Origin of the sequence: Herbiconiux ginsengi (genome assembly GCF_900107435.1) — a bacterium.
Classification (GTDB): domain Bacteria; phylum Actinomycetota; class Actinomycetes; order Actinomycetales; family Microbacteriaceae; genus Herbiconiux; species Herbiconiux ginsengi.
The window spans coordinates 1,135,538-1,158,296 of sequence record NZ_FNPZ01000001.1 but is presented as its reverse complement, the minus strand read 5'-3'; the positions used below and the strand labels follow the sequence as shown (position 1 = coordinate 1,158,296).

The 22,759-nt window shown below is 66.6% G+C and carries 22 protein-coding genes and 3 tRNA genes; 12 read left to right on the top strand and 13 right to left on the bottom strand.

Annotated features, from left to right (window positions below; all coding sequences use genetic code 11):
• The first annotated feature begins 37 nt into the window (after positions 1-37).
• The 4 genes from gyrA to BLW00_RS05560 all read left to right on the top strand — a co-directional run bounded on the left by gyrA (position 38) and on the right by BLW00_RS05560 (position 3,279).
• Positions 38-2,617, top strand: a complete 2,580-nt coding sequence (gene gyrA / locus BLW00_RS05575; protein WP_092550309.1) for a DNA gyrase subunit A — start codon at positions 38-40, stop codon at positions 2,615-2,617.
• Positions 2,610-3,017, top strand: coding sequence for a DUF3566 domain-containing protein (locus tag BLW00_RS05570; protein WP_092550306.1), 408 nt, complete (start codon positions 2,610-2,612; stop codon positions 3,015-3,017). The genes gyrA and BLW00_RS05570 overlap by 8 nt, the downstream gene beginning before the upstream one ends.
• Before the next feature lie 56 nt (positions 3,018-3,073).
• Positions 3,074-3,147: transfer RNA gene (locus BLW00_RS05565), tRNA-Ile, on the top strand.
• A gap of 59 nt (positions 3,148-3,206) precedes the next feature.
• Positions 3,207-3,279 (top strand) — tRNA-Ala (locus BLW00_RS05560).
• 62 nt (positions 3,280-3,341) lie between these two features.
• Here the strand turns inward: BLW00_RS05560 and BLW00_RS05555 are convergent.
• Positions 3,342-3,896, bottom strand: coding sequence for a hypothetical protein (locus BLW00_RS05555; protein ID WP_092550303.1), 555 nt, complete (start codon positions 3,894-3,896; stop codon positions 3,342-3,344).
• 143 nt (positions 3,897-4,039) lie between these two features.
• On the opposite strand from BLW00_RS05555, the gene BLW00_RS05550 reads away from it, so the two are divergent.
• Positions 4,040-4,579, top strand: coding sequence for a peptidylprolyl isomerase (locus tag BLW00_RS05550; RefSeq protein ID WP_092550300.1), 540 nt, complete (start codon positions 4,040-4,042; stop codon positions 4,577-4,579).
• Positions 4,580-4,603: 24 nt separating this feature from the next.
• Positions 4,604-5,452, top strand: a complete 849-nt coding sequence (locus tag BLW00_RS05545; RefSeq protein ID WP_092550297.1) for a rhomboid family intramembrane serine protease — start codon at positions 4,604-4,606, stop codon at positions 5,450-5,452.
• Between the two features lie 155 nt (positions 5,453-5,607).
• Here BLW00_RS05545 and BLW00_RS05540 read toward each other — a convergent pair whose 3' ends face one another.
• Complete coding sequence (locus BLW00_RS05540) at positions 5,608-5,877, bottom strand: cell division protein CrgA (protein WP_092550294.1); 270 nt, start codon at positions 5,875-5,877, stop codon at positions 5,608-5,610.
• A gap of 103 nt (positions 5,878-5,980) precedes the next feature.
• Here BLW00_RS05540 and BLW00_RS05535 point away from each other — a divergent pair, with 103 nt between their 5' ends.
• From BLW00_RS05535 to BLW00_RS05530, 3 genes are read left to right on the top strand one after another with little or no spacing between them, the layout of a single operon-like run.
• Entirely contained in the window at positions 5,981-6,793 is an 813-nt protein-coding gene (locus BLW00_RS05535; RefSeq protein WP_092550291.1) for a class E sortase, read from the top strand.
• 3 nt (positions 6,794-6,796) lie between these two features.
• Positions 6,797-6,958 (top strand): hypothetical protein, encoded by a 162-nt coding sequence (locus BLW00_RS22850; RefSeq protein ID WP_022896811.1) that lies wholly within the window; start codon positions 6,797-6,799, stop codon positions 6,956-6,958.
• The gene (locus BLW00_RS05530; protein ID WP_092550288.1) at positions 6,955-7,593 is read left to right on the top strand and encodes an anthranilate synthase component II; all 639 of its coding nucleotides are present in this window, start codon (positions 6,955-6,957) and stop codon (positions 7,591-7,593) included. Before BLW00_RS22850 ends, BLW00_RS05530 begins: the two co-directional genes overlap by 4 nt.
• Before the next feature lie 9 nt (positions 7,594-7,602).
• On the opposite strand, the gene pknB is transcribed toward BLW00_RS05530, so the two are convergent.
• The 7 genes from pknB to BLW00_RS05495 all read right to left on the bottom strand — a co-directional run bounded on the left by pknB (position 7,603) and on the right by BLW00_RS05495 (position 16,797).
• Complete coding sequence (gene pknB / locus BLW00_RS05525) at positions 7,603-9,303, bottom strand: Stk1 family PASTA domain-containing Ser/Thr kinase (RefSeq protein ID WP_281242381.1); 1,701 nt, start codon at positions 9,301-9,303, stop codon at positions 7,603-7,605.
• A gap of 76 nt (positions 9,304-9,379) precedes the next feature.
• Positions 9,380-11,164, bottom strand: a complete 1,785-nt coding sequence (locus tag BLW00_RS05520; protein ID WP_092550286.1) for a protein kinase domain-containing protein — start codon at positions 11,162-11,164, stop codon at positions 9,380-9,382.
• Complete coding sequence (locus BLW00_RS05515) at positions 11,161-12,612, bottom strand: peptidoglycan D,D-transpeptidase FtsI family protein (protein ID WP_092550283.1); 1,452 nt, start codon at positions 12,610-12,612, stop codon at positions 11,161-11,163. Before BLW00_RS05515 ends, BLW00_RS05520 begins: the two co-directional genes overlap by 4 nt.
• 4 nt (positions 12,613-12,616) lie before the next feature.
• Complete coding sequence (locus BLW00_RS05510; protein ID WP_092550280.1) at positions 12,617-14,029, bottom strand: FtsW/RodA/SpoVE family cell cycle protein; 1,413 nt, start codon at positions 14,027-14,029, stop codon at positions 12,617-12,619.
• Positions 14,026-15,372 carry a PP2C family protein-serine/threonine phosphatase gene (locus BLW00_RS05505; RefSeq protein WP_092550277.1) on the bottom strand — a complete coding sequence of 449 codons (1,347 nt, stop codon included), beginning with the start codon at positions 15,370-15,372 and terminating at the stop codon, positions 14,026-14,028. The genes BLW00_RS05510 and BLW00_RS05505 overlap by 4 nt, the downstream gene beginning before the upstream one ends.
• 3 nt (positions 15,373-15,375) lie before the next feature.
• The gene (locus tag BLW00_RS05500) at positions 15,376-15,993 is read right to left on the bottom strand and encodes an FHA domain-containing protein FhaB/FipA (RefSeq protein WP_092550274.1); all 618 of its coding nucleotides are present in this window, start codon (positions 15,991-15,993) and stop codon (positions 15,376-15,378) included.
• Positions 15,994-16,002: 9 nt separating this feature from the next.
• Positions 16,003-16,797: an FhaA domain-containing protein gene (locus tag BLW00_RS05495; protein ID WP_092550271.1), complete on the bottom strand. Its 795-nt coding sequence runs from the start codon at positions 16,795-16,797 to the stop codon at positions 16,003-16,005.
• A 236-nt stretch (positions 16,798-17,033) separates the two neighbouring features.
• On the opposite strand from BLW00_RS05495, the gene BLW00_RS05490 reads away from it, so the two are divergent.
• Both BLW00_RS05490 and BLW00_RS05485 read left to right on the top strand, forming a co-directional pair.
• Positions 17,034-17,117 (top strand) — tRNA-Leu (locus tag BLW00_RS05490).
• A gap of 154 nt (positions 17,118-17,271) precedes the next feature.
• Positions 17,272-18,396 carry a hypothetical protein gene (locus BLW00_RS05485; RefSeq protein ID WP_139256635.1) on the top strand — a complete coding sequence of 375 codons (1,125 nt, stop codon included), beginning with the start codon at positions 17,272-17,274 and terminating at the stop codon, positions 18,394-18,396.
• Here BLW00_RS05485 and BLW00_RS05480 read toward each other — a convergent pair.
• Both BLW00_RS05480 and BLW00_RS05475 read right to left on the bottom strand, forming a co-directional pair.
• Positions 18,386-19,039: a hypothetical protein gene (locus BLW00_RS05480; protein ID WP_092550265.1), complete on the bottom strand. Its 654-nt coding sequence runs from the start codon at positions 19,037-19,039 to the stop codon at positions 18,386-18,388. The genes BLW00_RS05485 and BLW00_RS05480 overlap by 11 nt on opposite strands.
• Positions 19,040-19,062: 23 nt before the next feature.
• Positions 19,063-19,608 carry a MerR family transcriptional regulator gene (locus BLW00_RS05475; RefSeq protein ID WP_092550262.1) on the bottom strand — a complete coding sequence of 182 codons (546 nt, stop codon included), beginning with the start codon at positions 19,606-19,608 and terminating at the stop codon, positions 19,063-19,065.
• A gap of 113 nt (positions 19,609-19,721) precedes the next feature.
• Between BLW00_RS05475 and BLW00_RS24405 the strand changes: the two genes are divergently transcribed.
• Complete coding sequence (locus tag BLW00_RS24405; protein WP_092550257.1) at positions 19,722-19,976, top strand: DUF1653 domain-containing protein; 255 nt, start codon at positions 19,722-19,724, stop codon at positions 19,974-19,976.
• Positions 19,977-19,988: 12 nt separating this feature from the next.
• On the opposite strand, the gene dcd is transcribed toward BLW00_RS24405, so the two are convergent.
• Positions 19,989-21,026: a dCTP deaminase gene (dcd, locus tag BLW00_RS05465; RefSeq protein WP_175494148.1), complete on the bottom strand. Its 1,038-nt coding sequence runs from the start codon at positions 21,024-21,026 to the stop codon at positions 19,989-19,991.
• Between the two features lie 386 nt (positions 21,027-21,412).
• Positions 21,413-22,705: a hypothetical protein gene (locus BLW00_RS05455; RefSeq protein ID WP_092550248.1), complete on the bottom strand. Its 1,293-nt coding sequence runs from the start codon at positions 22,703-22,705 to the stop codon at positions 21,413-21,415.
• Between the last annotated feature and the right edge of the window lie 54 nt (positions 22,706-22,759).

Sequence of the window (22,759 nt, the reverse complement as noted above, 5' to 3'; positions counted from 1 at the left end):
CCGCCCCACCGAGCGACCACGCGAAATTGAGACCTAAATGACAGACGAATCCACTCCTGGCTCGGCCGACCAGAACGGGGCCGGGCAGGCCCCCGACGCGTTCGGCGCCACTACCGACCGCATCGAGCAGGTCGATCTCCAGCTGGAGATGCAGCGCTCCTACCTCGACTACGCCATGAGCGTGATCGTGGGCCGGGCGCTGCCCGACGTGCGCGACGGCCTGAAGCCCGTGCACCGCCGCGTGATCTACGCGATGTACGACGGGGGTTACCGGCCCGACCGCGCATTCTCGAAGTCAGCCCGCGTGGTCGGCGAGGTCATGGGTCAGTTCCACCCGCACGGTGACGCGTCGATCTACGACACGCTCGTGCGTCTCATCCAGCCGTGGAGCCTCCGCTATCCGCTGGCGCTCGGTCAGGGCAACTTCGGCTCCCCGGGCAACGACGGCGCCGCCGCCCCGCGGTACACCGAGACGAAGATGGCTCCGCTGGCGCTCGAGATGGTGCGCGACATCCAGGAAGAGACCGTCGACTTCCAGGACAACTACGACGGCCGCACCCTCGAGCCGGTCGTGCTGCCGTCGCGATTCCCCAACCTCTTGGTGAACGGCTCCGTGGGCATCGCGGTCGGCATGGCCACCAACATCCCGCCGCACAACCTGCGGGAGGTCGCCGCCGGTGCCATCTGGTATCTCGAGAACCCCGAGGCCGACCGCGAAGAGCTGCTCGAGGCCCTGATGCAGCGGATCAAGGGCCCCGACTTCCCGACCGGCGCCCAGATCCTGGGCGTCAAGGGCATCCACGACGCCTACCGCACCGGCCGCGGATCCATCACGATGCGCGCCGTGGTCAGCGTCGAGGAGCTGCAGGGTCGCACCTGCCTCGTCGTCACCGAGTTGCCCTACCAGGTGAACCCCGACAACCTCGCCATCAAGATCGCCGAACTGGTGAAAGACGGCAAGCTCGCCGGCATCGCCGACATCCGCGACGAGACCTCGGGCCGCACCGGCCAGCGTCTCGTCATCGTGCTGAAGCGCGACGCGGTGGCCAAGGTGGTGCTCAACAACCTCTACAAGCACACCCCGCTGCAGGACAACTTCGGCGCCAACATGCTGGCGATCGTCGACGGCATCCCGCGCACACTCCCGCTCGACGGCTTCATCACCGAGTGGGTCGCCCACCAGATCACCGTCATCGTGCGGCGCACCCAGTTCCGGCTGCGCGAGGCCGAGGCCCGCATGCACATCCTGCGCGGCTACCTCAAGGCGCTCGAGGCTCTCGACGAGGTGATCGCGCTGATCCGTCGCTCGCCGACGGTGGAGCAGGCCCGCGACGGGCTGATGGAGCTCCTCACGATCGACGAGCTGCAGGCCCGCGCGATCCTCGAGCTCCAGCTGCGCCGTCTGGCCGCGCTCGAGCGGCAGAAGATCCAGGACGAGGCCGACGAACTCCAGGTGAAGATCGACGAGTACAACGTCATCCTCGCCAGCCCGGCTCGCCAGCGCGAGATCATCATCGCGGAGCTCACCGAGATCGTCGACAAGTTCGGCGACGACCGGCGCACCGAGATCATGTTCGGCTTCGACGGCGACATGAATGTCGAAGACCTCATCCCCGAAGAGGAGATGGTGGTCACCGTCACCCGTGGTGGTTATGTCAAGCGCACCCGCAGCGACAACTACCGCAGCCAGCACCGCGGTGGCAAGGGCGTGAAGGGGGCGCAGCTGCGGGCTGACGACGTGGTGGAGCACTTCTTCGTCACCACCACGCACCACTGGCTGCTGTTCTTCACCAACACCGGTCGTGTCTACCGCGCGAAGGCCTACGAGCTGCAGGAGGCGGGGCGGGATGCGAAGGGCCAGCACGTCGCGAACCTCCTCGCCCTCGCACCCGACGAGCAGATCACGCAGATCCTCGACATCCGCGACTACCAGGCCGCCCAGTTCTTGGTGCTCGCCACCAAGGGCGGTCTGCTGAAGAAGACCTCACTCACGGAGTACGACACCAACCGCTCGGGCGGCATCATCGCGATCAACCTGCGCGAGGGCGACGAGCTCGTCTCCGCGCTGCTGGTCGACGAGGACTCCGACCTGTTGCTGGTGTCGAAGAAGGGCATGTCGATCCGCTTCACGGCCTCGGACGAGGCGCTCCGGCCCATGGGTCGCGCCACCTCCGGTGTGATCGGCATGAAGTTCCGCGGCGGCGACGAGCTGCAGGGCGCATCCGTGGTCTCCGACGAAGGATTCGTGTTCATCGTGACCGAGGGCGGCTACGCCAAGCGGACCTCGGTCGACGAATACCGGGTGCAGGGCCGTGGTGGCCTGGGCATCAAGGTGGCGAAACTCGCCGAGGCGCGAGGCGACCTGATCGGGTCGCTCATCGTCGGCGAGGACGACGAGGTCCTTGTGGTTCTTGCCAGCGGCAAGGTGGTACGCTCTGCCGTGGCCGAAGTTCCGGCTAAGGGACGCGACACGATGGGCGTTGTCTTCGCCCGCTTCGCGGACGACGATCGCATCATCGCAGTGGCCAAGAACACGGAACGCAACCTGGTAGCCGAGCTCGACGAGAGCGGCGAGGCCGAGGCTGCGCCTGGAGAGGATGTAACGACGGATGAGTAATCTTGGCGACAAATTCGCGAAGAAAACGGCAAGAGTCGCCACGACGAAGCAGGTTCGGCTGAAGCTGGTCTACATCGACTTCTGGTCGGTGCTGAAGATCTCCTTCCTCCTCGCGATCATCCTCGGGATCATCATCATCGTGGCGTCGTTCCTGGTCTGGTCGGTGCTCAACCAGACCGGTGTGTTCGACTCGATCAACACACTGCTGAAAGACATCGCAGGGGCCAGCAACTTCGACCTGTTCGACTTCGCCTCGCTGCCGCAGGTGATGGGTTTCTCGGTGGTCGTCGCGATCTTGAATGTGATCGTCATCACCGCTCTCGGTGCGATCGGAGCGGCGCTGTACAACCTCGCCGTGCGGATCACCGGTGGTGTGATGCTCGGCTTCACCAACAAGTAGGCCGGATTCGTCCGACCGGGCCTTTGTAGGGTAATCTCTACTCTGGTCAAAAAAACGGGGCTATAGCTCAGGCGGTTAGAGCGCTTCGCTGATAACGAAGAGGTCCGAGGTTCAAGTCCTCGTAGCCCCACGAGAGATCCACAAGAAATCTCCCGGTGATCCGGCGCAGTTCACTGCAGGATCTCTTGGGGGGCCTTAGCTCAGTTGGTAGAGCGCCTGCTTTGCAAGCAGGATGTCGGGAGTTCGATTCTCCCAGGCTCCACGCGACTGCAACAAAAAACCCCGCACCGTGAGGTGCGGGGTTTTTGTGTTCCTGTCGAGTCGTCAGCTCTCGGGGTTCGACTCGGGGGCCGGGTCTTCGTCGGCGATCCAGAGTTCGTCGTCGGCCCGGAAGGTCTGCCAGAGCGCGTAGCCGAGACCCGCCACCGTGACGGCACCGAGGGTGACGAGGAGCACGACACCGACCTTCGAGCCACCGGACTGCTTGGGCGCGGCCTTCTGGATGTTCTTGGCGGCTTTCGCGGCTTTCTTGCCGGCCTTCTGCACGAACTCGGGGTTGCGTGCCAGCTGCAGCACGGCGGCGGCCGAACCGACGGTGCCCGCGAGAGCCGGGATGACATCCGAGGCGAAGCGGTCTTTGGCGGTCTGACCCGCGACCTTGGCAGCGGCGACGTTCCGACTGATGGCCGGGGCCACGGTGCCGACGGCGGCGCTCACCCGCGGGCGCACCTCCTCATCGGCGAGGAAGCTCGCCTGCTTGCCGGCCTCCCGCAGGATGGCGTTGGCGCGGTCGAGAACGGCCTGCTGGTCGACCCACAGGTCTTCTGCCGTTCCCTTCAGGCGCGTGAGCGCTTTGCGGCGCTTGCGGGAAAGACTCATAAGAAACCTCCATCGGCGAGAGCACGGTCATTGTCATCTTGCCACGCAATGCTGTGCCGCAGTAGTTCGAGGCACTGATCATCCACTTCGCATACCCTGGACCTTCACTGGAAGGACGCTGCCGTGGGCTTAGAATTGAGCCCATGCCCGCACACACGCACGTCGCTACCCTCAACACCAATCACGGCCCGATCGTGGTCAACCTGTACGGCCACCACGCTCCGAAGACCGTCAAGAACTTCGTCGGCCTCGCCTCGGGCGAGATCGAATGGACCGACCCGAAGACCGGCCAGCCCACCAACGCACCGCTCTACAACGGCATCGTCTTCCACCGCATCATCCCCGGCTTCATGATCCAGGGCGGCGACCCGCTCGGCAACGGCACCGGCGGCCCCGGCTTCAAGTTCGACGACGAGATCAGCCCCGAGCTCGACTTCACCCAGCCCTACATCCTCGCGATGGCCAACGCCGGCATCCAGGGCGGCAAGGGCACGAACGGCTCGCAGTTCTTCATCACCGTCGGCCCGACCACGTGGCTCCAGGGCAAGCACACCATCTTCGGCGAAGTGGCCGACGACGCCTCCAAGCGCATCGTCGACAAGCTCGCCGGCGTGGCGACCGACGCCTACGACCGCCCGCTCGACGAGGTCGTGCTCGAGAGCGTGACCGTCGAGGCGGTCTAGCTCCACCCCGCTCGGCCTCGCGCGATGACGACCGCTCCGGACACGCCGGACAACTACTGTTACCGGCATCCGGGACGGCAGAGCTTCGTGCTCTGTCAGCGCTGCGGGCGCACCATCTGTCCGGAGTGTCAGGTGCAGGCGGCCGTCGGCGTGCACTGCGTCGAGTGCGCCGCTCAGGATCGTCGTGAGGCTCCGCGCGTGCGGCGCGGTCGCCCGGCGTTCCTCCGCAACCTGACCGGCTCGGGTGCCCCGGTGGTCACCTACGTGCTGATCGCCGTGTGCTTGGTGGTGTTCGGCCTGCAGCAGATTCCCGGACTCGGCGTCATGCGGGCCCTGCAATTCGCGCCGGCCTACGTTCTTCCCATCCCGGGCGCGCCCTTCGAGCCGTGGCGGATGCTCACCTCGGTGTTCACGCACGGCTCGATCCTGCACGTGTTGTTGAACATGTACACCCTGTTCATCTTCGGCAGCGTGCTCGAGCGGATGCTCGGGAAGTGGCGGTATCTCGCTCTCTTCCTGATCTCCGGTCTCGGTGGTTCGGTCGGGGTCGTGCTGCTCGCCGATCCGCTCACGGCGGTGGTGGGCGCATCCGGAGCCATCTTCGGTTTGATGGGCGCGTTCTTCATCATCAACCGGCACCTGGGCGGCAACAGTGTGCAGCTCCTGGTGCTGGTGGCGATCAACCTCGCCTACGGCTTCTTCGTGCCGGGCATCTCCTGGCAGGCCCACGTCGGTGGACTGGTGGCGGGCGCGCTTGCCGCGCTGATCTTCGTGCGCACGCGGCCGATCCGGATGCGGAACGTGCAGATCCTGCTGCTCGCTGCACTCGCGGTGGCGCTGGTGGGCATCACGGTCGCCAAAGCTCTGGTCTGACGGTTCGTCGACGCTCAGGCCGGACGGATCCGTGCGGCCGACGGCACGTCATCCCCCGAATCCACAGAGTTATCCACAGCTGTGGACTTATCCACAGCTGTTTCCACATTGGGGATAATTACATCAATGTAATTAGCGTGTTCGAGGTGTGTTTTCTAGCGCCACCGTGTGGTCATGATGAAGCCGATGAAGGCGATGCCGAAGCCGACGAGGATGTTCCAGCTGCCGAGCGCGGGAACCGGGAAGACGCCCTGGCTGACGTAGAACACGATGATCCAGAGCAGACCCACGATCATGAACCCGAACATCACCGGCTTGAACCACACCGGATTCGGGGTCTTCGCGGAGGACTCGTCGCCGGAGGAGCGCTGAACGTCTCTCGAGCGGCGGGTGACGTCCTTCGTGGGTGCTTTGTCTCGGGCCATGCCGACGATTCTAACGGGCTTTCATCGGGCGTTCTCCACCGGTTTTCCACAGGTCGACGCACTCGGGGTCGCAGCACAGCTTCCGCCTCTTAGGATTGTCGCTATGAGTGAGCTCCCCGACTCGGCGCCCGACGGTGACGAACCGCCCCTCCGGCGCCCCCGGAAGCAGAAGCGCAGCGTCTTCTCCCGGGTGGTCGGAATCGCCGGAGAACTGCTCATCACGGCCGGTGTCCTCGTGCTCCTCTTTCTCGGCTGGCAGTTCTCGATCAACGGCATCATGCTCAACAACCAGCAGGCCTCCGACGCGAACAACCTCTCGCAGACCTGGGCGGGCGACGGGTCGAACTCCGCGACCCCTTCCCCGACCACGAGCCCCGCGGCCGACGCCGCGACCTTCCGGTACGGCGAGCCCCCGGTTCTCGCCGCGCCCGCGACGACCGAGCAGTTCGCGGTGATGTACGTGCCGCGCTTCGGCGCCGATTTCAAGAAGACCATCGCCGAAGGCGTCGATCCGCGTTCCGTGCTCAACAACGGCGGCGCCGGGCACTATCCGGGCACGCAGATGCCCGGAGCCGTGGGCAACTTCGCGGTGGCCGCGCACCGCGACGGCTGGGGCAGCCCGTTCCTGAAGATCAACGAGCTCCAGGTGGGCGACCCGATCTACGTCGAGACGCAAGACGGCTGGTACACCTACACCTTCCGCAGCCTCGAATACGTGACACCCTACGGCGTCGGAGTGATCGACCCCGTGCCGCAGGTCGAGGGCGCGACACCGACCGATCGACTGATCACGCTGACCAGCTGCAACCCGCTCTACATCGCATCGGAGCGCATCATCGCCTATGGCGTGCTGACCGACTGGCAGCCGCGCTCGGCGGGAGCGCCCGCCGAGATCGCCGGAATCGTGGGGGCCTAGACCATGTACGCAGCTCTCTGGCGCATCCTGCCCGGCCCGGTGTGGGTGCGCATCCTCATCCTCGTGGTGCTGGCCGCCATCGTGCTCGCGGTGCTGGCATTCTGGGTCTTCCCGTGGATCGACGATTTGACCGCGCCGGTTCAGGATGTGACGGTAGACCAATGACGCGCGTTCTGGTGATCGACAACTACGACAGCTTCGTCTACACGCTGAACGGCTACCTCCAGCAGCTGGGCGCGGAGACCACGGTGGTGCGCAACGACGCCTTCGAGGCGTCCGACGCGGCAGCCACGATCGCGGAGTACGACGCGGTGCTTCTCTCCCCCGGCCCCGGCAAGCCCGCGGATGCCGGCGTCTCGATCCCGGTCGTGTTCGCGGCGCTCGAGTCGAACACCCCGCTGCTCGGTGTGTGTCTCGGCCACCAGGCGATCGCCGAGGCCCTCGGCGCCACCGTCACGAACGCCGAAGAGCTGATGCATGGCAAGACCTCGGTCATCCACCACGACGACAGCGCCTTCTACGACGGTGTGCCCGACGGCTTCACCGCCACGCGGTACCACTCGCTCGCCGTGGTCGACGGCACCGTGCCCGAGAGTCTCGTGGTGACCTCGCGCACCGAGGGCGGCGTCATCATGGGAGTACGCCACGTGACGGCGCCGATCTATGGGGTGCAGTTCCACCCGGAGTCCGTGCTGACCGAGGGCGGCTACAAGATGCTCGGCAACTGGCTGGCCACCGCCGGCCTGGAGGATGCACCGGCGAAGGCGGCCGAGCTGAACCCGCTGCTGAGGGCTGTGTAGCCTCTCCCGCTACGCGCCGGTGCAGTAGCGGATGGTGATCTCCGACTTCTGCAGCGCGTCGCCCGGAGCGATGGACTGGGTGGACACGGGATTCGACGGGGCGCTCTTGCACCCCGGATCCTGCTCCACCTTCACGTCGAGGAGCAGCTGAGTGAGGGAGCTGCTCGCGACGTCGATCGGCTGGCCGGCGACATCCGGAACCGTCACCATCCCGGTCGAGACGAAGATGTTGATCGTATCGCCGGCGTGCGCCTGGGTTCCGGAGGCAGGATCGCTGCGGATCACGACGTCGGCCGGCACGTCGGCGGAATTCTCCTTGTTGGTCTGGCCCACCACGAACTTCGCCGCGGTGATGGCGTTCGCAGCATCCGTCGCGCTCATGTTCTGCAGGTTCGGCACGGCGATCGCCTCCTTGCCCTGCGAGACGTTGACGCTGACCACGGTTCCCGGGCTCACGATGGTGCCCGTTCCGGGATCGGTGTCGACCACCTGGCCGGCCGGAATCGTGTCGCTGTAGACGTCGAACCGTGCCGTGACCAGGTCGAGCTGCTGCAGCGTGGCATCCGCCGCCTCATAGGTCTGGCCGGTGACGGTCGGGATCTCGCGCGACGCGGAGGGCAGCTCATCGGTGGGCTGCAGGGTGAGCACCCAGAACACGATGGCCACCAGGATGACGGCCACCGAGGCGATGCCCGCCCAGATCCACACCACAGGAGGCCTCGACTGCGTGCGCACCGCGTACTCGTCGTCGCCGGCGAGCTGCGTGAGCGCAGCTTCGGTGCCCTGGGCGAGGCTCGGTGGAGCGCCGAACAGCGAGGACTGGAAGTCGTCGGCCGGGAGGCGCTTCGAGGGGATTCGGCCGGCACCGGCGATCTCGAGGTCGGTGCGGAACTCCACGGCGCTCTGGAATCGGGCGAAGCGGTCTTTGGCGAGTGCGTGCAGCACCACCTGGTCGATCGCGGGCGACACCATCGGGTTGATGCTCGACGGCGCGACCGGCATCTCGCTCACGTGCTGATAGGCCACGGCCACCGGGGTCTCGCCTTTGAACGGCGGCTCCCCGGTGAGCATCTCGAACAGCACCACACCGGTGGAATACAGGTCGGTGCGGGCGTCGACCGATTCGCCGCGTGCCTGCTCGGGGGAGAAGTACTGCGCGGTGCCGAGGATCGCGGTGGTCTGTGCGACGGTGGCCGACGAGTCGGAGATCGCCCGCGCGATGCCGAAGTCCATCACCTTCACCTGGCCGCCGTGGGTGATCATCACGTTGCCGGGTTTGATGTCGCGGTGCACGACGCCCGCGCGGTGCGAGTACTCCAGGGCGGTGAGGATGCCCTCGGTGATGCGGATGGCCTCGGCCGAGTCGACCGGGCCCTCGCGGATCACGTCTTTGAGGAGCTTGCCTTCGACGAACTCCATGACGATGAACGGCACGACGCCTTCGAAGCCGCCCGGCTCCGCCACACGCTCTTCGCCGGCGTCGAACACCCGCACGATGGTGGGGTGCGCCATCCGTGACGCCGCCTGCGCCTCCTGACGGAAACGGGTGCGGAACACCGGATCGCCGGCGAGCGATGACTTGAGCAGCTTGATCGCGACCTGGCGGCCGAGCCGCTCGTCGCGGCCCGAGTACACGTTCGACATCCCGCCGCGGCCGATCAGTTCGCCCAGGCGATACCGCCCGGCGAGAAGACGGTTGTCGTCGGTCACTGTTGTTGCTCCTGGATCGATGTCGGGAAAGGTCTCTGGTCGCTCGGGTGCGGGTGGAGGGGAGGAGGAAGGTGGATCAGTTGCCGTTGCCGGGGCCGCTGTTGCCGCCCTCGGCGCCATTGGTGGGCGGCGTGACGATGTTCAGCTGCGTGGTCATGCCCGAGGAGAAGCCCGATGCCGTGCCCGAACAGGTGACGCTGTACTTCACGTCGACCTTGTCGCCTGCGGCGCCGGTGACCGTGAGGGTCGCCGTGGTTCCCGTGATGCCGGTGGGCACCGTCGCGTTGGTGGCCTCGAGGGTGTAGCCGTCGAGCGTGGTGCCGGAGGGGCAGCTGTACGACGACCATTGCACGTCGAAGGTGCCGCCGGCCGGAACCGCGTTGTCTTCGCTCACCGTGGGCTTGGTCGTTCCGGTGAACTGCACCGGGGTCGTCGGCGCAGTGGGCGTGATGACGGCAGTGTAGACCGTGAGGTCGATCGTCGTGCCCTTCGGTACGTTGCCGACCGGCGTGGCCTGGTAGACCACGTCGACCTTATCGGCCGCGGGTGCGGCGTTTCCCGGCACCCTATTCGCGCTGAGACCCTTGTCGGAGAGGATCTGGGCCGCTTCGTCGAAGGTCTTGCCCTTGAGGTCGGCCTCGCTGATCGCGACGGTCGTCGGAGTGGGCGTCGGGGTGGGGGTCGTCGGCGGTGGCGTGGTCTGCGTCGGTGTCGGTGCGCTGCTGCTCGGGGTCGCCGGCGCACTGTTGCCGTTGGCCTGCACGACGAGCGCGACGATGGTGCCGATCAGCACGAGACCCAGGATGATGATCAGCACGATGAGCGGCCACGTCCAGGGGCTGCGCTTCTTCGGCTCCTCCGCGGCATCCGTCGACGGCGGAGTGGCCGGGGGAACCAGACCGTTGCCGTTCGCGCCGTTCGGGGTGGAGAGAACAGTGGTGGCCTGCGTGGCGCCGGGAGCCGGCATCAAGCGCGTTGCCATGGTGGGGGGCAACGGTTCGCTGCCGAGTACGGCCGGAACCGCGGCCGCGGCGGAGGCGATGTCGCCCCGGCGCAGCGCCATTGCGGCGCGCGCGAGATTGCCCGTGGAGGACGGGCGGTCTTCGGGCTTCTTGGCGATGCACGAGAGCACGAGGTTGCGCACCGGTTCGGCCACCGTGACCGGCAGGTCGGGCGGCGTGTCGTTGATCTGTGCCATCGCGATGGCGACCTGCGATTCGCCCGAGAACGGCCGCTTGCCGGCGAGGCACTCGTAGGCCACGATGCCGAGCGAGTAGATGTCGGTGGTGGGCGACGCGGGCTGGCCGCTCGCCTGCTCGGGCGAGAGGTACTGCACCGTGCCCATCACCTGACCGGTTGCGGTGAGCGGAACCTGGTCGGCGATGCGGGCGATGCCGAAATCGGTGATCTTGACCCGGCCGTCGGGGGTGATCAGCAGGTTTCCCGGCTTGATGTCGCGGTGCACGAGACCGGCGGCGTGTGCTGCCTGCAGGGCCAGCGCGGTCTGGGCGATGATGTCGAGAACGCGGTCGGTCGAGAGCACGTGCTCGCGCTCGAGGATGGTGGAGAGAGCTTCACCGGGCACGAGCTCCATCACGAGGTAGGCGCTGCCCTCCTCCTCGCCGTAGTCGAAGACGTTGGCGATGCCCTCGTGGTTGACGAGGGCGGCGTGCCGGGCCTCGGCGCGGAAACGCTCGAGGAACCCGGGGTCGCCCAGGTATTCGTCTTTCAAGATCTTGATCGCCACGGTGCGGCCGATCACGAGGTCGGTGGCCTGCCAGACCTCGCCCATGCCGCCGATCGCGATGCGACTGGACAGCTCGTACCGGCCACCGAAGGTCACCCCTGCTGTGGGTCTCATTTACTCAGCACCGCCTCTAGTACTCGTTTTGCGATCGGTGCGGCCAACTCGTTTCCGGAACCGGACTGGCCCAACCCACCGCCATCTTCCACGACCACTGCGACGGCAACCCGAGGGTTGTCTGCGGGCGCAAAACCGGTGAACCACAGGGTGTAGGGATCGCCCTCCCCGTTCTCCGCGGTTCCGGTCTTACCGGCCACACTGACCCCGTCTATTCTTGCATTAGTCGCTGCGCCGTTATCGACTGCCTGCACCATCAGATCCGAAAGTTGCGAAGCCGTTGTAGAAGTCAAAGGCGTCGACAGTTCCTTCGCCTCGAAGCTCTCGAGCAGGCTGAGATCGGGCGCCTGGATGGCATCCACCAGATTGGGTGTCATCAGTTTTCCTCCGTTCGCGACCGCGGCCGAGAGCATCGCGATCTGCAGGGGCGTGGCCACGTCGCTGCCCTGCCCGAAGGCCGAGAGCGCGAGCTGCGCATCGTCGAGCCCCCGGGGGTAGACGCTGGTGGAGACATCCATCGGCACCGTCAATTCGGTGCCGAAACCGAAGGCCTTCGCCATGTCGGCCAGCGGCTGCTCGCCCATCTCCACGCCGAGCTCGGCCATCGGGATGTTGCAGGAGAGGATGAACGCGGTCGCGATCGTGACCGAGTCGCCGCCACCGCAGGTGCCGCCGCCGGCGTTGCTGACGGTGCGGTCGCTGCCGGGCAGGGGGAACCGGGCGAGGTTCGGTTCGGTGTGGTCGACCGGCAGGTTCGCGTTCTGCAGCGCCGCCGAGGTGGTGACGATCTTGAAGGTCGACCCGGGCGGATTCAGGTCGTTGATGGTCTTGTTGATGAGCGGATCGCCGGGCGCCGCGAGCAGGGCGTCATAGGTGTCGAGCACGGCTTGCGTGTCGTGCACGGCCAGGGTGTTCGGGTCGAAATCGGGCTTGGAGACCATGGCCAGGATACGGCCGGTGGAGGGCTCGATGGCGACCACCGCACCCTGGTAGCTGCCGAGCGCGTCGTAGGCGGCCTGCTGCACCACCGGATCGATCGTCAGCTCGACGGAGGCGCCCTGCGGGTTCTGTCCGGTGACCAGGCGGTTCAGGTAGTCGAGGAACTGGGAGTCGCTGGTGCCGGAGAGGTAGTCGTTCAGGGTCTGCTCGATCTGACTCGAGCCCTGGCCGAGCGTGTAGTAGCCCGTGACCGCGCTGTAGAGCGGACCCTGCGGATAGACCCGCTGATATTTGTACTCGTCGTCGGTGGGCACCGACTCGGCCACGGGCTGGCCGCCGACCAGGATGGCGCCGCGCTCGGTGTCGTAGCTGGCGTAGATCGTGCGGGCGTTCCGGGCGTCGCCGGCGAGGTTGTCGGCCTGGAAGAACTGGATCGTGGTGGTCGACGCGAACAGGGCCAGGAACATCAGGAACACCACGATGCTCACGCGCTTGAGTTCTCGGGTCACGGCTCTAGATCACCAGCCTTGGCTGATTGCGAACTGTGTCCGAGAGCCGCAGTAACAGGCCCACGATGATCCAGTTGGCCACCAGCGACGAGCCGCCGGCAGCCATGAACGGTGTGGTGAGACCGGTGAGCGGGATGACCCGGGTGACGCCGCCGATCACGATGAAGCACTGCAGCGCGACGGTGAACGAGAGGCCGACACCGAGCAGGCGGCCGAAGTCGTCTTGCCCCGCGAAGCTGATCCGGAGGCCGCGCGAGATGAAGAGCAGGTAGAGCGCGAAGATGGCGAACAGACCGGCCAGCCCGAGCTCCTCGCCGACCGAGGCGACGATGTAGTCGCTCTGCGCCAGAGGCGTGATGTCGGGACGGCCCTGACCGAGACCGGTGCCGATGAGTCCGCCGTTCGCCAGACCGAACAGGCCCTGCACCAGCTGGTAGCTGCCACCGACCTCGTCGTAGATGGCCGGATTGAACGCATCCAGCCAGTTGGTGAAACGGTCGTTGACGTAGGTGAGCACCTGACCGGCGATGACACCGCCCGCGAGGAAGAGCCCGACGCCGAGCACCACCCAGCTGGCGCGGCCCGTGGCCACGTAGATCATCACCACGAACAGGCCGAAGTAGAGCAGCGCGGTGCCGAGGTCGCGCTGGAAGATGATGACCGACATCGACAGCGCCCACAGCACCAGGATGGGCCCGAGGTCGCGGGCACGGGGGAAGCGCAGCCCTAAGAACTTGGTGCCGACCATCGACAGGCTGTCGCGACGCGAGACCAGGTAGCCGGCGAAGAAGACGGCGAGGGCGATCTTCGCCACCTCACCGGGCTGGAACGAGAAGGCGCCGACGTGGATCCAGACGCGGGCCCCGTTGATCTCCTGGCCGATCACCGGCAGCATCGGCAGCAGCAGGAGGACCGCGGCCACGAACATGGCGATGTAGGTGTAGCGCTGCAGCACCCGGTGGTTGCGGATGACGAGGATGACACCGATCGCCAGCGCGATGGCGACGCCGCTCCAGACCACCTGCCGCACGGCCGTGCTCTCCCAGCCGGTGAGATTCTCGGCGATGTCGATGCGGTAGATCACCGCGATGCCGATGCCGTTCAAGAGCGCGGCGATCGGCAGGATGAACGGATCGGCGTTGGTGGCCACGAAGCGCAGCGCGACGTGCATGCCGAAGACGAGCACGGCGAGCCCGGCGCCGAGGGTGAAGACGGTCATGTCGGCGTAGCCGAGAGCGCCGAACTGCACCAGCACGACCGCGAAGGCGTTGACGGCGCACACGAACAGCAGCAGGAAGAGCTCGAGGTTGCGGAGTTTCTGAGGCACCCGGATGCGGCGGAAGCCCCGGCCGGGGGTGGCGGCCGCGGGGCCGGGCACGGCGTTCGGGGCCGTCAACGGACCGGTGGCGTTCGTCATGGCGCCGTTCCGTTCGGAGTGGTCGTCGGACCGGGCGTCGGTGGCGGTGTGCCGGTGCTCGTGCCGTCACCGTCGGTGCTGTCCGCCACCCCCGACGCAGCCGCGTCGCTCAGTCGTTTCACGATCTCCAGAGCAGCGGTGACCGAGTCGGCGCTGATGGTGTTCTCGACCTGCCGCTGGTTGAAGGGAGGGAGCGCATCCGTCGGGATGTCGGTCTCCTGGAACACGTGCGAGAGGGCCATCGGGCCGACGGTCTGCTGCACTCCTTGGAAGATCGCCACCGTGCCGTTGGACTCGCCCACGTAGTAGCGGGTCTGGGTCCAGCGATAGCCGGCGTAGAGACCGCCTGCGATCAGCGCCAGCACGACGAGCACCCCCACCAGCCAGGTGACCTTGCGCCGTCGGCTGCGCCGTCTGTCCTCCTCGATCAGCTCGTCGAGGTAGTCGTCGGATTCGGGCTCGAAGTGGCTCGGTTCGGTGGAGGCGGGGCCGCGCGGGTGCAAGCGGAGGCCGGGGATGCCCGTCATGCGCGTCGGACGCCGGCCCGCGGGCTTCTCGAAGGCGATGGGCTGGGCCGCCGAGCCCACCATCACCGGGGTGGCCTCGGGTGACTCGAACGACTGATGCACGTCGACCACGACGACGGTCACGTTGTCGGGAGCGCCGTGGTCGAGGCTCTCCTTGATCAGCGCGTTCGCGGCATCCTTCGGTGCGATGTTGTTCTTGAGGATCTTCTCGATGTCGTCGCGCTCGACCACACCGCTCAGGCCGTCGGAGCAGAGCATCCAGCGGTCGCCGGGCCGCGTGTCCATCACCTGGAGGTCGACCTCGGGCGCGGCGTCGACATCGCCGAGCACGCGCATCAGCACGCTCCGGCGCGGGTGGGTCTTCGCCTCTTCGGGGGTGATGCGTCCCGAGTCGACGAGGCGCTGCACGAAGGTGTGGTCGATGGTGATCTGGGTGAGCACGTCGTCGCGCAGGCGGTAGACGCGGGAGTCTCCGATGTGGGCGAGGGCCACGCTGTGCCCGACGCGCACCAGGGCGCTGAGCGTGGTGCCCATGCCGGTGAGTTCCGGATGCTCGTAGACGGTCTCGGTGAGCACCGCGTTCGCGGCGACGATCGCCTCCTGCAGGGCGAATTCGGCGTCGACGGCGGAGTTGTAGTGCCCGTCGATCTCGGCCAGGCGCTTGAGCGCCAGCGCGGAGGCGACGTCTCCCCCGGCGTGGCCGCCCATGCCGTCGGCCACGGCGAAGAGCGTTTCGCCCGCGAAGCCCGAGTCCTGGTTGTTGGAGCGGATCTTTCCAACGTGGGACACGGCCGCGCTCACGGTCACAATCGCCACTGGCTACCGCCGGAGCTCGAAGCTCGTGGCGCCGATCCGGATGGGCGTGTTCAGAGGGATGTGCACCGGCGCGGTGACCCTCTGGCCGTCGAGGAATGTTCCGTTGGTCGAGTCGAGGTCCTGGATGACCCACTCGTCGCCCCAGATCATGAGGCGGGCGTGGTGGGTGGATGTGTAGTCGTCGCGGATGACGACGCTGGAATCGGAGGAGCGGCCGATGGTGAGCGGCTCGGTGCCGAGCGGGATCTCGCTGCCCGACTTCGCACCCGAGGTGATGACGAGGCGCCCGGCGTTGCTCGTGGTGGCGTGGGGCGGCCCGCTCAGTTCGGTGCCGGGGGCGGGAACGAAGGTGGGGACCTTCGGGGCGGGTGCCGCTGGAGCGGAGCCGGCTGCCCCGCCGGCCGCGACGCCGGCGGGAATGCCTGCTCCCGGTGTCGCTGGGCCTCCGGATGCGCCGGGGCCCGCTCCGGCACCGGCCGCCGCGCCCGCCGGTGCCTCTTTGAGTCGACGGACCCGCTGGCCGAACAGATCGGACCGCATCGCGTAGACCACGATGAAGATGAACACCCAGAGCAGCGCCAGGAAGGCGAGCTGCAGGATGAGGAGGGTGAGTTCGCTCATGTCGCCGCCCTACCGCCAGAATCCGCCGGGATCGAGGGGCGGGCGGTTGGGGTCGTGTGCCGGATGTTGGTTGTGGGCCGCGTTCTGTGGCCGCGCGGCGCTCGCGGTCGCAGCGGGGGCTGCGTTGCGTGACCCGCTCGACGACTGGGGGACGATGCGGAAGACGATGTTCGTGCGGCCGATCTGGATGACCGAGTCGGGCTCGAGATTGGCGCGCTGGAAGGCCTGGCCGTTCAGCTGGGATCCGTTGGTGGAACCGAGGTCGCGGGCCTGTGCGTGCGTGCCGTCCCACAGGATCTCCACGTGCTTACGCGAGGTTCCGGTGTCGTCGACCGTGATGTCGGCGTCGCTGCCCCGGCCGATGATGGTGCGCGATTTCGTGATCGGATGCCGTCGGCCCGCGATGTCGAGCACGGGCGTCCAGGTGACGTTCCCCTGAACATTGGCCGAATCGATCTGGATGACGCCGGTGGTCAGCTTCGGGTCGTTCACGAGATCGATGGTGACACCGCCGGCGAACTGGAAGCCCTGTTGCGCGGCGTGCTGCTGCACGATCTGGTTCAGGTCGTCGACGAGTGTCGGGCCGATGCCCGTCATGCGCTGGTAGTCGCCGGGAGCGAGCAGCACGCGGAAGCTGTTCGGAACGAGGATGCGATCGCGCGACACGACCGCCGCCTTCGTGTCGAGCTCGCGCTTCAGCGCCGAAGAGATCTCGACCGGCTGGAGCCCCGAGCGGAAGGTCTTCGCGAACGCGCCGTTGACGGCGCGTTCGAGACCCTTCTCGAAGTTGTCCAGTATTCCCACGTCTCTCCCGATCTCCTTGCTCGAACCCGCCTGTGCGCGGTTCCCTCGTGGGGCGCCGTGCTCTGTCGTCGTCTCCGGTTCCGTGGTGTCGATTGTCGCTTCGCGCAGGCGGCGCGTGCTGATAAAGGCGTGAATGCTACGTCGATGTTACTTGTCTTGGGTGTTAATGCACTCTCAGGCGGCTCGGCCCCCGTGGTTCGCGAGCGGCCCTCGCTCGTGCTAATCTCTCCTAGTTCGCGCGAGTGGCGGAATTGGCAGACGCGCTGGCTTCAGGTGCCAGTGCCCGCAAGGGCGTGGGGGTTCAAGTCCCCCCTCGCGCACGAACGACCGGATCGGATCCGTGACCGATCCGATCGAGGGTCACCCGTGGAGGACATCTCCGGGTGGCGAGTGATCGGGGGGTCTTTCGTGTCGGTCGATCCACCTGTTCCTCCGGTTCCACCGGTTGAAGGCTCGTTCCCGCAGGCTGCATCCGTGCAGCCTCCCAGCGTGCAGCAGCCGTGCGTTCCGCCGCTGCCCTCGCAGTCGCAGCCCGCATCTCCTCCCCCGCCTCGGCGCGGCAGACCGCTCCTCTTCGTGTGGATCGGCGTGGGTCTCGTCGTCCTCCTCGCGCTCGTGGCGGGTGGCCTGACCTGGATCGCCGTCTCCACTGCAGCCGCTCGGAACGCTCCGGAGAAGATCGTCGACGCGTACCTCGCCGCGGTCGTGGACGGCCGGATCGAAGACGCCGTGGCGTTGGGCGGCGGCGTGCCCGACAACATGCTCCCGGATCTGCTCACCGACGCGGCCTACGCGGCCGCCGGCGCACATGTCACCGGATACACGATCGACTCCACGGGCATCGACAGCAGCGGAGCCACGGTCGTCGCCAGCATCCAGCAGGGCGCCGACGAGTTCAGCCAGTCGTTCCGGCTCACACGCACCGGCCGGGAAGCGATCTTCGTCGACACCTGGGCCCTCGATCCGATCGACTACAACTCCATCCGGGTCACGTTCGACGGCCCGACGGGATCCGGGGTGACCGTCAACGGCATCGCGATCGATGAGCCCGTCGAGTCCATCATCGCGCGCCCGCTCGCGGCTCTGCCCGGCAGCTATGTCGTCGGCGCTCCGTCGGCCGACGGCAAGGTGCAGATCGAGGACGACACCGTCACCGTCGACTCCTTCACGGCGGATGTCGATGGCGTCGACGCGACCCTGACGGCTTCACTCACTCCGGAGGGCGAAGCAGCCGGGCAGGCCGCAGCCGCGGGCTATCTCGACGCCTGTATCGCTCAGCCCGTGCTGGCGCCCGAAGGCTGCGACTTCTACGCCGAGACAGGCGACGGTGAAGTCGTGACCAACCTCGTCTGGTCGGTCGATCCGCGGCCGACGTTCACGATCGGCGCCTGGACGCCGAACGGCTGGGAAGTGCTGCCCGATGCACCCGGCACGATCATCGGCAATGGCGACTACTCCCTCCCCTCGGGCGAGTTCGGCACGGTGCGCTACACCCTCTCCAACTACACCTACGGCGGGTATCTCACCCTCGTCGATGGAGTCATGATCTTCACCTTCTCGGGATCGAACGCGAGCGGAGGCGGCGGAGTCACCTCATAGGCGACTCCCCTGCGGGTGCTTCGGTCTTCGTCGGGCGCGGCGAGTACCGCGTCGCCGTGCGCGCATCCGACACCGCCGCCACTTTGGTGTCGATGAACCCGAGCGAACGCATCCGCTGACGGATCGCGGTGTCGCCGAAATCGGTGCCCGGGCCCTTGCGGTGCACGAGCCAGATCGGCAGACCCGTCGGCAGCTCTGCCACCGCGTTCTCAAGCCCTTCGGCGTCGTCGATCTCCGCGATCGCGAGATCCGGCGGTGTTCCGGGCTCGCCACCGGTCGTCGCGCCGAGCAGGGCCTCGACGAGTCGAGCATCCGTCACACGGCCGATGACGACGGCGGGCCGCTCGGGGGCGATGCCGAGTTTGGCCGCGAGCGTGGGCGGCGGGGTGAGGATCTTCTTGGCCCAGCGAGCTGCGACCGACGGGCCCAGGATCAGCTCGTACCGCTCGTTCCCGTGCCCGAATCGGAGGCGGTCGCCCTCGGCAGCCACGTCGCGGAGCTGGTCGACCCGAAGAACCCGCCGGAGCGGGCCGCGCAGGATGAACTCACGACTCTCCAGCAGTGCCTTCACGTCGTGAGCGTGCGCGAGCGTCGCGCCGCTTTCGTCTCTGATCGTGACCGATCCGATTGCCTCTGATCCCATAGAAGGGAGTATGGCGCTCGGTCTCAGGCAGTTCTAGTCGTCCGTCGTGCGGGGACAAGCGAGCGGGTGGCGGTGCGACCGCGACTGGCTCTCTCGCGCGATCTGACATCGTCCAGGTCGATCGGCTTGAGCAGTGCATCTGCTTCATCGAGCCACCGGCGAATGGGGAACGTCATCATCTGCATCGCTTCCACGAAGATGCCCTGCCCAGTCTCTCTCACGACGCTTAGTACGGCCTGTCTGTCGAAGTCGATCAGCACCACGTCGTTTCCGTCGTAGAACAAGACACTCGAAGCGATCTCCGTGTCCCACTCGGTCAGAAGCAGCGCCTTGACCCGGGACACGATCTGAAGCGGGCAGCCGGCCTCTCTCAGAGCCTTGATGGCGCGAACGGTCACGAGGTCTCGGGCGCTCCAATATCGAGGAGACCGCTGACCTCGGCCGGGCATCACGCTCGGCTCGCAGAGGCCCTTACTCACCCAGTAGTTCAATGTCGAAGCGGGCACTCCAGAGCAGGCGAGAACAGCCGCGGTCTCGAGCGCGGCGGTGGCATCCTGCGAGGAGATCATGGCTTAACCCTATGAATCAATTACTAAGTTAGCCATTGTTTTATGTTAAAATTGACGTGTTCGTGGCCCTGCGCGTAACGTGCCATTCTTCGAACACGAGTTGAGGAGTCGAGATGCCGGGAACGGTTTTGGCGGTTGATCAGACCGACACGGAGACTCTGGCGGTGGTCCCAGGACGATACCGGCACTTCAAAGGCGGCTATTACGATGTTCTCGGCACTGCCGAAGACTCGGAGACATCCGCGATGTTAGTGATCTATCGGCGATCCGGTGAAACGGCGATGTGGGCCCGCCCCGTTGGGATGTTCCTCGAGACCGTTGTGCTGAACGGGTCACGCGTACCTCGCTTTCGCCCTGTCGATGCCTGACGCACGCCCATGTTAGAAATCGCCGGGATATTGGCGTCGTAGACGCAGGAGTTCGTTGGAGTCCAGGAATTCCGGCTTTCGCGACGTGACGATCAGAACGGTAAGTGAGATAAGGATCACGCTCGCCACAGCCGCTGCGGCGTGCCAGCCAGACCACGGAATTACGAGAAAGCTCAAGAGCGCTCCGATCGCGAGAGCCGCGGCAGTGGGAACTCCCCTTCTGAAGATGGTGGAGAGCATGGACCTTCGCCCCTCGACTCGAGCGAAGTCATCGATCGAGTCGTTCCAGTTCGCAAGGTCGTTCGACTTGCGGGAGTTGAAGAATCGGTACATCCGCACGAGTTGATCGGGAGTGAGCGACGACGTCGCGAAGAGCGCTTGGAGCTTCTTCTGAATCGCCGGGGGGAGCGAGATCTCCCCATGAGTGGAGGCAAGGTCTTCGACCATCTTGTCGCGCCACCAGTAGGACGGCCCACCGTCGTCGTCTCGATATTTGTTCTGTGCGCCGTAGGGATGTTCAGCCTTGGACGTGAGCTGAATGAAGATGACTTGAGCGATCGGTGTCAGTGGGGTGAAACGAATCGTGCGCTTGGAGAGGTTCACGAGCTGAAGCGGCATGCGGCCCTTCCAACCGGGATTGATATGGTCCGCACCGCAATGAATCGCCAGGCCCAACCGAGCGTATGAACTCCGCGCAGCCATCCTCCCAGCGAGATCGGGAGGCATACTGAAGGCCTCGTATGTTCTCGCCAGCAGCATCTCGCCCGGGCGTAGCGTGAGAACTTCGTCTGGTCCGGCGTTGAAGGCCTCCCAGTCGTGCCGCGGATAGGACTCGTGAAGCGACCGATGCCGAAGGTCCACGATCTGTCGTCTGAACGGCCAAGTCAGGCCGCTTCGAAATCTCTTCGGCCGCCAGAACCGGGTCCCGAGACGCAAATCGACAGAACTCGCTTGCACCTGCTCGACAGGCCTGAACGGGTGCGCGTCGATGTCGCATTCGAACCCGATCTCTCCCAGGCGGGGAACGATCTCGCGATCCGAGAGATACATCAGGGTGTATCCGTGTTCTCTCGCCATTCGTGAAGGTCGACGAGAGCGAAGGTTCGCTTCTCGCCCCGCTCTACGTCGACGGCATCCAGAAGCCACTGCGGCTCGGGATGCCACTCCGTCGACCCAAACCAGATGGCCTCGGGTTCGATGACGCGCCAGTCCGTGACCCCTCGATAATTCGTGTAGTGGATTCGGACGGATTTCGTGCTCACTGGCGCTCCTCGCGTTAGCTCTTGGACCTGTTCGAAAATTCTATGGGCGTCACGATTTCGTGGGTGTAGGTCGCACACCGCTCGAGCCGATAACGACACTGCGGCTCTAGCCTGGCGTACACCGACCCTCCATGCGGATCGCGCCCGAATCTGTGGAGAGATCTCCACGACGGCTCAGCTGTGGAAAGAGCCTCCGGCGTCATAGCGGGCGAGGGCATCGGCGTCCGTCGCCAGGGTCGCGGCCCGCCGAGCACCGTCGAGGGCGGCGACCGGGTCGGCTTCGAGCCGGGCGAGACCCAGCTCACGCTCGGCCCCGGCCAGCCGGGTGCGGGCATCCGTGCCGACCGACCCGCGGCGTGCGGCGATGAAGTCGCTCGCGGTGCGGATGTGGCTCTCCGCGATGTGCACGGCGCCGACCAAGGCGGAACGCGCGGAGTCGAGCCGCTGCTGAGCGGTGCGGGCCACCGCCAGGGTCTCGTCGAGCCGCGCGGTCGCGGCGGCGAGGGCGTCGAGGTCGGCGGCAGGATGCGGGGGCGTGCGTGTGGCGGCAGTGTGCGCGACCTCGTCCACGGCGGCCGAAGCGGCGACGATCCGGGCCACCGCGTCGGCGTCCTCGATCGTGTCGCGCAGGCGTGCTGCCTCGGCGACCAGGGCGCGGGCGGCGGTGACGGCTTCGTCCCGGGAGCCGGCGGCCTCACGCAGCGAGTCGCGCATCCGCTCGATCGAATCGAGGAGGGTCGCTCCGCGTCGGACCGCGGCTTCTGCGGCCTGCACCTGGCCGGCGACGGGCGTCAGCGGCGCGGCGGCGAGGCCGGAGTCGGCGGCTCCGACGAGTCGCTCGGCTTCGTCGAATGCGTGCTCGGCGGCCTCTGTTCTGCCCGCCATCGGAGCGACGGCTTCGGGGGCGTACTCGGCCCCGAGGGTCTCGAGCAGGGAACTCGCGGCAGGCAGCCGGTCGCGTCCGGTCGCGATGTCGTCTCGCACGCGCTGGAGGGAATCGGGAGCGGTCGTCTCCTGACGCCGGCGACGCTCGAAGGCCCGGGATTGGGCGGTGACCAGGGCGTGGGCCGAATCGCTGAGCGTGAGGATGCGCTTGCTCCAGTCGCGCTGCCGCTGCTCGCTGTCGGGCACCGAGTCGTCGAGACGCTGCTTGAGGGCGAAGGCTTCGGAGGCTCGGGTCTTGGCGGTGGCGATGGCGTCGGCGAACTCGTGCGTGGCTTCGGGGCCGAACTCGGCGATCGCGAATTGCAGCTCTTCGTCGGCGTCGCGGATGGCGTCGTCCATCTGCACGAGCTGGATGTTGGCGGAGCGGATGAGGTCGGAGACCTCGACACGAGCCGGCGCCCGCCCGATCTCGGGAGCGATGCGGCGGCGAGCGCGGCGGCGCAAGAGCGACAGGCCGACGATGAGCGCGACCACGACCACCGCGAAGACGATGAGGCTCGGAATGAGGGAGAAATCGCCCATGGGGAAATAGTAGGGAACGCGGATGTGAGAGTCGGGGCCATTGACTGAGTAGGA